Genomic DNA, 8,458 nt, shown 5'->3' on the forward strand with positions numbered 1-8,458 from the left:
CACGCCAGATTATTTCATCTACGATCCTTTTGATGGCAATTCTTTACAAGGATGGCATTTAGGAGCAGACCAACGCTACCATTCTTTAGAACGAAACGAGCGCGGCTGGTTATGGTGCGAAACCTTAGGCTATTGGTTGGGAACTTGGGAGGGGACTATTGACCGAGAAACGGCAATTTGGGCGAGATTTTATGACCCGGAAGGCAATTTAATCCCCTTACCAGAAGAAGCGGCCCAGGAGCAGGCGGCCGCAGCACAGGAGCAAGCGGCCGCAGCACAAGAGCAATTAAATGCTACTCAGCAAGCTCTGGAAGCGGAAAGACAGCGTTCTCAGCGTCTGGAGGCTCGTTTGCGGGAAATGGGGATAGATTCATAGTACATTTGTACGAAATGATGAGGGTGGGGAGATAGGGAAATGGCGTGATCTAAACCCTGAGAAATTCTGTAAACTTCGATCAAAAGCCGCGTAAATTCTGTATTTTCTCTGGAAGTCTTAGATATAGCTTTTAAAATTGTGATCGTAGCGGCAAGCTAATCCAGATCAATTAAACTTCTTCCTCACTCCCGACTTTGTTAGTACCATGAAACCTAACTCTGGCCGTAAACGGTTATTATCCCTGATATCTGCTGTTTCTTGTGGCTCCCTCTTGATTTTATCCCCTCTAGCCCAGAGAGCGCAAGCAGACGATATTACGGATGCCTTAGAAGCGGTAATTGAATATACGGCTCAATTACACCAGATCAATTTTAAGTATTTGTTAAACGATGGCCCGATAACCACTCCCTGCGGCGTAATTTCCCTAGCGGCTTTCTGCACTGTAGATAATACAGTCTATGTCAATCTCAAGCAAGTTACTGGTATTAGCGATAATCCTTTATTTCCCCTTTACGCCGTCGCTCACGAGGCCGCTCACGCTGTTCAGTGGAATCGGGGTATTGGTGGCATTGATGAAGGTGGGATGAGCATCGGCATTGAATTACAGGCCGATTGTCTAGCGGGAGATACCCTTTCCTGGTTATTTACCGAAGCGAGAGGCTTATCCAAACAGGATTATATAATAGCGGGAAAACTTCTAGGGGAAGCGGCCTCGGAAGTGGGCGATTTTGAAGCTCCTAATCGCTCCCACGGGACACCGCAACAGCGAGGTGATTCGGTCTTACAAGGATTCTACGGGGAAAATCATGAAGCTTGTATGCGTTAGCTAACAATCAAGGCTATATTTCCCCTAGAATGCCTAAAAAAGCTTAAAAAACTACTGTAACCCTAACCAAGATAACAGACCTTGGCCAGTTAGATACTCGATCAACAGGGTGATCACAAAACCAATCATAGCGGCTCTACCGTTGAGGCGCTCGGCATAGTCATTAAAGCCAAATTTGGGATCTTCTAATTTGGGGGTTTGAGTCGGTTGTGGTTCAGTCATGATCTTTACAGTCCGTTTACATTTCTTTACTATTCTAGCGGAGTTAGAAGTTAGGTTGTAACTAATTTCTAACTCCTCTCTATTTGCCCTAATCTCGACCGTTAAGGGCGATTAAAAGGCGCAGAATAAAGATAAATAGGTTGATATAGGTCAAATACATCGATAAAGCAGCGCTGAGATACTGTTCATCTCTGTAGGTACGGGGCAAGATGTAAAAGTCCACCACTGCCGAGCCGGCAAACAAGAAAACCCCGATGCCAGAAATAGCGATTTCTAACCAGGTGGGAGTAGCGCCACCAAAGATAGAGAAAATTAGCTGACCAATGAGAACAATAAAGAGAGCGAGAATACCGATGCTAACGGTTTTAGTCAGGGCTAAACCATCTTTTTCCGACAGATTCGAGCCGATATTCCGTCCCAACACAAAAGCAATGCCGCAACCGAGGGCAGCGATTGCTACTCCTCGCAAACCGACACCGGAAGTACCTAAGGCCACATAGACGATTCCACTGAGAGTATAGCCAGAAAGAAGACTATAGAGAGTCAGGAGGGGCAGAGCAGTGCCTGTATTGCCTTTTTCCGCAGTATTACGGGCGACAAAAAATAAAATAATCTCGGCAATCAGAGCGACAAAGAAAGTCGGGAAAAAAATCTGGGGATAGGATTGGATCACACCTAAACCGCCATAGGTTCCCACCGCAGTTAAAATTAGACCGCCACCGAGATAGGGCAGGGCCTTGGGGATAACATTGGGGCCGATAAGTGCTTGGCTTTTGGCCTCGCGTAAAGCTTGACGAAAGTTACTGGTATTACTCATGGTGACTAGGTTCGAGATACTTGTCTCAATCAATCTTGTTAAACAGAAACTATTCTTGATTAGTTTGTCAAGAATGCCGAATAGTTGGCCGAGAAGAAAGAAAGTTTTCCCCTCAAGCACAATTACCTCTTGATTGTAACGAAAAGACTGATGATCGAGCTAGAAGCCACAGTTTTCACCCCCCTTGACCGCTCAAGTCACCGTAAACAGAAGCCCGATTCAAGGCGATAATGTACCGTAAACTGGATATTTCCTGTTTTCATTAACTACAATCTTCAGAGTATCCCCTGACCTAAAGCCAAACCTGTCACCAACATTCCTAACACTAGAAAAGGCTGGGCGCTGGCTTGATATTTGACATCATTTTTGAGCGGATCCCGCAGAAAATACATATCTTGGAAAGTGATCTGAGGGATAATTAATAACAGTAAAATAGCGGCATAAAGATTCTGATGAATACTAATCAGATAACCCGCAATTCCTGCTTGAAAAACATCGATCATAATCACGCAAATCCAAGCCGAGGTGGTAATTCCAAACATAACTGGTAAGGATTTTAAGCCTAATTTTTCGTCACCTTCCACACTTTTAAAGTCGTTAACGACGGCAATGCCTAACCCCGCTAGACTATAGATGAGGGTTAGGATCATAATTGTCCAATTTAACTGACCAAAAAGGGCGTGACCAGCCCACCAAGGTAATGCTATATAACTAGCACCGAGGGCATAATTTCCCAGCCAACCATTTTGTTTTAATTTTAAAGGCGGCGCTGAATAAATATAGGCGATAAAAGAACCAAATAGGGTTAAACAGAGCATGATCGGGAAATCATGACCGGCCCAGCGATCGAGAAGATAAGCTATTCCTAACCCACCCACTAATAAAACCAAAATCTGGCCGACTACTTGCGGAATAGAAATTGCCCCCGAAGGAATTGGACGATAGGGTTCATTAATTGCATCGATTTCTCGATCGTAAAAATCATTTAAAGTTTGGGTATAACCGGTCATCAATGGACCGGAAAGTAACATACAGGTGGCCGCTTTTAAGACATCTTCTAAAGACCAAGTATAATCCCCCGATGAAGCTGCCCCACAGACAACCCCCCAAATCAGGGGAATCCAAGTGATCGGCTTCATCAATTGTAAGCGGATTTTCCAGAGGGAAGTTTCTGCCGATGAGGCCCCTTTCATGCCCAATAATTGGCGAGTTTTGGCCGCTCGATCGTCCTTGTTTTCTATCTCGGTGTTCGACATAATCCTTTAAAAAGAAATAATTAAGTAACCGTCTTGGAATTTTGCCCCTTTTACCGCTCGTCCGGTCAGAGGCGGTGGTACATCAATATTACGCCGTTGATCCCCGGCTTCGATGGTTAATTCTGGACCCGATTGCGTCAGTTTTACCTGTTTTTTCTCGAATCCGGGTAAATAAACCTTGACCTGACCGGCTGCCGTGTCGATTATTAACGGTTTGGGCGGCTGCACCGTGAGAAAATTGGGTAACTCGGCGATTAACTCCTGCCAATCTTCTCCTTGACGGTCGGGTAAAATCGCCGCCGGCAGCGGTGCAAAATCTTCCGTGGCACTCTGACAGCGATTAAAAATCACTCCCCCCACATTTAAACCGATTTGCTGCGCCCCACCCCAAAGATATTTAGCGTCTGCGATCGCAATTGGATCATCATTGGTGACTAGATAGGCTAAAACTCGCCGAGGATTAGCTAAAGCGGAGCGTCCCTCGTCTAAAATGTTATTATCAGCTTTCTGCCCTAAACCGTCGGGATTAAAGGAGAAATTGAACACGGCAGCGGCGATCGGTTGGAAAAAGGGAGAAAGGGTGCGACCAATCTCAGAATCGCTGAAAACCTGCCGAAAACGCCGTGAATACCAGCTGCCCACCTCTGGAATCCCCAACATTCGCAGGCTGTTGATATCTCCGCTGCCGTCGTAGATGATGACATCGTAATTGCCGCTTTTATCCTGTTCGCGCAGGAAATTTAAAGCCAGAGCTTGGTCCATCCCGGGTAAAATGCCCAACTCTTGACCATAAACATTTTTCAAGGTGGGAGAACGCAAATACTGCTTTTCTAATTCCTTGACTTCTTCCCAACTTTTTTCTAGTAAATGGGTACTACTAAGCTGGACAACCGAGAGATTAGGCGCAATTTCGGTAATGGAGGAGCTAGGGGAGGCCTTGAGGAGTAATCCCCAAGCGGGACCAGAATCTTGACCGATCAAGAGAACTTTTGACCCCAGACCAGCCATTTTTTTTGCCGTAGCGATCGCTATTGTACTGCGACCGCTGCCCCCCTTGCCCAAAAAGGTCAAAATTAAGGACATAGTTAATTCCTAAGCGTTGTATTTAGATGAGTTTGAGTTCATCCTCAAAAAACCAAGTAGCGGTCTTATCATCGAACTGGACAACAGCACCAACACCGCTGCCATCGGTCATCTTAAAATTTTTGATGACACCCACTTTACCTAATTTACCCGCTACATCCGAGTTAACGCGGTCTCTTAAGCGACAGACCTTGACTTTTTGCCCGATTTCCATTACTTCCACAGTTTTAATAAGACGATAATTCAATAAACCAATCCTAAGTTTAATATAAATTCGTGTAAGATAAACCCCCCCAATGCTCTTCAGTTATTGGTCGTTTTAAGATCATCTGCACTTAGCGATCTTATGTACTAAGCAATCGGACAAAATCAACTTCTTGCTTAGGATAGGCAATAGGCAATAGGCAATAGGTAATAGGTAAGAGGTAGTTAGGGTTTGCTGAATAAAGCTAAAAACCTTGTTGGGTAAGACTTTTAGACCTTTTGTCAATCAAAAAGTACTGGATATGGCAGTGATCGGGGGGAAATTTAGGCACTTTTTCCCTGAAAATTAGGTAATTGGCCACCTCAAAACTGGTAAAACCCCACACCCCACACCCTACACCCCACACCCTACTCCCACCGAAAAACTTTTTGCCGCAAACCCTAGTTAGATATGTGCAATTAATTGTGTCTAGCTACTCAAAAAAGGGGTTTTATTTGGTTTCTGGGGCAGGAGTTTGCAGATTTTCTAGTTGTTCCCTTTGCTTGCGTTTAAACTCCTCGGCCGCTTCGTTGATATTATTGCGAGTATCTTCCTGAAATTCCGATCCGTCCCGGCTACGGCGAAAATTACTATTATGAATCAAGTCTAAAGGATTAAAACCACCGAGATCATCCCTGCCATCGGAACTACGTTCATTTTTTTGATAATCCGGTTGACTGGGGTTCAAGCTTTGAGCTAACACTTGCGGATTAAAATCAGCTCCGATTAATAAAATAGTAGCTAGGAATAAAGACGATTTGATTAACATTTTTTGAGTATTCATAATCTAACTAACTCCTCAGAAAATTATCTAGTTTTTGGTGGTCAGAAAGTTACAGGCTTTTCAGTGAACAGTCAACTAATAACTAATAACTAATAACTGATTTAAGCAAAACGACGACGAAGTAAGGGCTGAATTGCCAAAAGGATTAGCAGATCAAAAGCTAAGAGCAGTCCTAAAACTGTCAAGAAATTGAGGTCAAGCCAAGGGGTTTGTAAGACTATGCTATCAAAAGACCAGTGCTGATTGAAATAAATATAACGGATCGGTTCGATCGCATAGGTGAGAGGGTTGAGACTAGCGATTACTTTTAACCAATCTGCCATAAAGTTTAAGGGAGCGAGGGCGGTACTGGCAAATAAAAGCGGTAAATTGGTGACGAAAATGACGGCGATTAATTCGATATGTCCGGGGAGAGCAAAGGTTAAACTGAGACTTAAGGCAGTCATACCCAAAACTATTAGGAACACAATCAAAGCGATCGCACCTAATCCGGCTAAACTGGGCAATCCTGCTCCTAAAAAGGCACTAGCGGCCACGATCGAGGCGGTTTGGATGAAACTGAGGGCGATAATATAGATGGTAGAAGCGGCCACGATCGAGTAACGAGTGGTTAAAGGCGCTACCAAGAGACGGTTAAGAAAGCCAAATTCTCGATCGAACATTACCGGCAAACCGGCATTTAGGGCCCCAGAAAAAGCGGTAAAGACAATCACCCCGGGGGCGAGAAATTTAGCATAACTGAGATCGTTGCCGAATAGACCCTGGGGGGCATTATAAAACAATGCCCCAAATAAAATCAGCCACATAAATGGCTGAATTACCCCCGCGATTAGGGTTGAAGGACGACGTTGTAATTGGATGAACAGACGTTTAGTCATGGCCAGAGTTTCTTGCAGAAATTCCCCTAGCACATTTCCCCCATCGTCCACCGTTGCTCCTCTAGTGGGATTGGGGGCTAAACTAGCTTTTAAGGAAGAAGGTGTGATGGTTTGGCTCATGAAATATTTACCTCGAAAGGGAAGGATTTAGGTAGAGATTTTGGGATTGTCACTCTCAACCCCTGGCAAGCTGACAGTTCTATTTTAAAGTGAACAGAAGGATAAGTAGTCGTGCAAAATTAATTTCCTAGTGAAGATAGGCAAGAGGCAAGAGGCAAGAGGTGGTTAGATATGTGTAATTAATTTTGCGCGCGGTACTTATAGCAGTTATCTTTATTTTGAGGCGATAAGTCTCTGGTTTTAGGGAACACCAGAACTTCTGTATTAGTTAAGCGTACTTGCATTAGGGAACGCACCCTACAAAATTGCGATCGCAATACAAGCTAATGATGCATCCCACCCATTGGATTGCGATCACCAAACCAAGCCATCAACCAAGTTTGCATCTGCTGAATTTCCTGGCGCTGGCTAGTGGCAATGTTCTCAGCAAAGGGTTGGACAGGCTGATGCTTCACCAGATTATGATTCAGGAGCATTTGCGACATCATCACGGCTCCCATATGATGTTTAATCATATCTTGTAAAAAAGTTTGATCTAGGGCATCGCCCTGAAGTTGACTCAGATCGCGCATCATGGGAACGTAGGAGATGCTAATATTCCCGCTGGGATACCACTGGTTGAGCCAGTTTTTCATCTGAGCAATTTCAGCAGTTTGCGCTTGAATGATATTTTGAGCAAACTGCCTCATCTCAGGACGACTAGTGCGTGCCAGAATAACCTGGGCGGTATCGATTGCCTCCTGATGGTGGGGAATCATTTGGGCAAGATAGTTAAACTCGCTACTGACCTGCATATGATGCATCCCACCCATGCCGTTGCGAGAAGATTGAGCAGAGGTGGAATCTGGAGAATTTCCAGATGGACGTGTCAGAAGTAAAGTTAAGGTTGCAGTCAACCCAAGAGCGGCAACCGCCCCCAGCACAATAATGGCTTTATTCTTCATGGGAGAAACCATTTACAAATCTCACCATACTATAGCACCTGCTCAAAAGTAACCGGAACTATCTTGACCAAGAAATTGGCAGTCTGACGGCTGAACTCACCCGCCGTCGTTAACTTCCGATAAGGCTCAGACAGTACCTGATGAGCCTTTCTTTGTCAACTCTTACTGAATGAGCCTGCCCTGCCAGAAGCCCTTTGATTTCCTGAAGATTTACTCAGGAATCCCAAAACATTGTTGTTGTCCACTAACCAATGACACACCTGGGGTTCGATTGTTTGCAAAAGCTTCATCTATTAGCTTTTGAAAATAATCTAAACACTGCTGTCATGTCCATCCACTTCTTTGTACATTTTGACTAGGTGAAGATGAACGTTGTCTTTCAAATGATTTTAGACAAGTCATAAAAGCGTTAAAGTCATTCCCGTAAATCCTATCACAATAATTCCATTGCTCTGGACTTGGACTTGTTTGAGCTAAGGCTATTGTAGCCGCAACACCCACTGAAAGCACGGTAACACTCAAAACCATAGCATTTTTTAAAATGCTGATCATCGACTTATTGACTACTAGCATAAACCTTCCACCTCCAATTTTACAGGGCGTTGTCAAATTGAAAGATGCTCCGAATCAGCTTGGAACTGATTTCATATTCTGATCTGACAACGCATATTCTGATCTGACAACGCCTTATTCTTAAGATATTATCCAACAAGGTTTTTAGGGCTCTTCGGTTTGTGTTATGCAATGGACGGGGGTGATAAGGGATGGAACCCTTATATAGAAAGGCATTTAGCGATTTTTGTCAATTGTTTTTGATCTAGAGCGAACTAATCAATTAAATCTCTTGCCAGATAAGGATTTAGTCGATTTATGCCCCCCTATCGAACCATACCAAGTAACGAAGAACC

The 8,458-nt window shown here is 44.2% G+C and carries 9 protein-coding genes and 1 pseudogene; 2 read left to right on the plus strand and 8 right to left on the minus strand.

Going from position 1 to position 8,458, the window contains the following annotated elements; translation table 11 throughout:
* Window positions 1–376: pseudogene (locus IM319_RS14015) on the plus strand (Uma2 family endonuclease); the annotation flags it as partial.
* A 205-nt stretch (window positions 377–581) separates the two neighbouring features.
* On the plus strand, window positions 582–1,202 hold the full coding sequence (locus IM319_RS14020) for a metalloprotease (protein WP_287077084.1): 621 nt from the start codon (window positions 582–584) through the stop codon (window positions 1,200–1,202).
* Window positions 1,203–1,253: 51 nt separating this feature from the next.
* Here IM319_RS14020 and IM319_RS14025 read toward each other — a convergent pair whose 3' ends face one another.
* The 8 genes from IM319_RS14025 to IM319_RS14060 form a co-directional block, all read right to left on the minus strand.
* Window positions 1,254–1,424 (minus strand): high light inducible protein, encoded by a 171-nt coding sequence (locus IM319_RS14025; RefSeq protein ID WP_002742489.1) that lies wholly within the window; start codon window positions 1,422–1,424, stop codon window positions 1,254–1,256.
* Between the two features lie 88 nt (window positions 1,425–1,512).
* Window positions 1,513–2,241, minus strand: coding sequence for a Bax inhibitor-1/YccA family protein (locus tag IM319_RS14030; RefSeq protein ID WP_287686004.1), 729 nt, complete (start codon window positions 2,239–2,241; stop codon window positions 1,513–1,515).
* A 275-nt stretch (window positions 2,242–2,516) separates the two neighbouring features.
* Entirely contained in the window at window positions 2,517–3,497 is a 981-nt protein-coding gene (gene chlG, locus IM319_RS14035; RefSeq protein ID WP_287735969.1) for a chlorophyll synthase ChlG, read from the minus strand.
* Between the two features lie 6 nt (window positions 3,498–3,503).
* A complete protein-coding gene (locus IM319_RS14040; protein WP_287735970.1) occupies window positions 3,504–4,580 on the minus strand; it encodes an ArsA family ATPase in 1,077 nt (358 codons plus the stop codon).
* Window positions 4,581–4,602: 22 nt separating this feature from the next.
* Window positions 4,603–4,794: a cytochrome b6f subunit PetP gene (gene petP / locus IM319_RS14045; protein WP_002742483.1), complete on the minus strand. Its 192-nt coding sequence runs from the start codon at window positions 4,792–4,794 to the stop codon at window positions 4,603–4,605.
* Window positions 4,795–5,275: 481 nt separating this feature from the next.
* On the minus strand, window positions 5,276–5,608 hold the full coding sequence (locus tag IM319_RS14050) for a hypothetical protein (protein ID WP_287735971.1): 333 nt from the start codon (window positions 5,606–5,608) through the stop codon (window positions 5,276–5,278).
* 101 nt (window positions 5,609–5,709) lie between these two features.
* On the minus strand, window positions 5,710–6,606 hold the full coding sequence (locus IM319_RS14055; protein ID WP_287077092.1) for an ABC transporter permease: 897 nt from the start codon (window positions 6,604–6,606) through the stop codon (window positions 5,710–5,712).
* 323 nt (window positions 6,607–6,929) lie between these two features.
* Entirely contained in the window at window positions 6,930–7,562 is a 633-nt protein-coding gene (locus IM319_RS14060) for a DUF305 domain-containing protein (RefSeq protein WP_353737571.1), read from the minus strand.
* Window positions 7,563–8,458: the final 896 nt, after the last annotated feature.

Source organism: Microcystis sp. M113S1 (assembly GCF_020246945.1).
In the GTDB taxonomy this organism is placed as follows: Bacteria; Cyanobacteriota; Cyanobacteriia; order Cyanobacteriales; family Microcystaceae; genus Microcystis.

Coding starts and splice junctions, on each gene's coding strand:
- IM319_RS14025 (WP_002742489.1), bottom strand. CDS start 1,424: ATGACTGAACCACAACCGACTCAAACCCCCAAATTAGAAGATCCCAAA.
- chlG (WP_287735969.1), bottom strand. CDS start 3,497: ATGTCGAACACCGAGATAGAAAACAAGGACGATCGAGCGGCCAAAACT.
- IM319_RS14020 (WP_287077084.1), top strand. CDS start 582: ATGAAACCTAACTCTGGCCGTAAACGGTTATTATCCCTGATATCTGCT.
- IM319_RS14055 (WP_287077092.1), bottom strand. CDS start 6,606: ATGAGCCAAACCATCACACCTTCTTCCTTAAAAGCTAGTTTAGCCCCC.
- IM319_RS14040 (WP_287735970.1), bottom strand. CDS start 4,580: ATGTCCTTAATTTTGACCTTTTTGGGCAAGGGGGGCAGCGGTCGCAGT.
- IM319_RS14060 (WP_353737571.1), bottom strand. CDS start 7,562: ATGGTTTCTCCCATGAAGAATAAAGCCATTATTGTGCTGGGGGCGGTT.
- IM319_RS14050 (WP_287735971.1), bottom strand. CDS start 5,608: ATGAATACTCAAAAAATGTTAATCAAATCGTCTTTATTCCTAGCTACT.
- IM319_RS14030 (WP_287686004.1), bottom strand. CDS start 2,241: ATGAGTAATACCAGTAACTTTCGTCAAGCTTTACGCGAGGCCAAAAGC.
- petP (WP_002742483.1), bottom strand. CDS start 4,794: ATGGAAATCGGGCAAAAAGTCAAGGTCTGTCGCTTAAGAGACCGCGTT.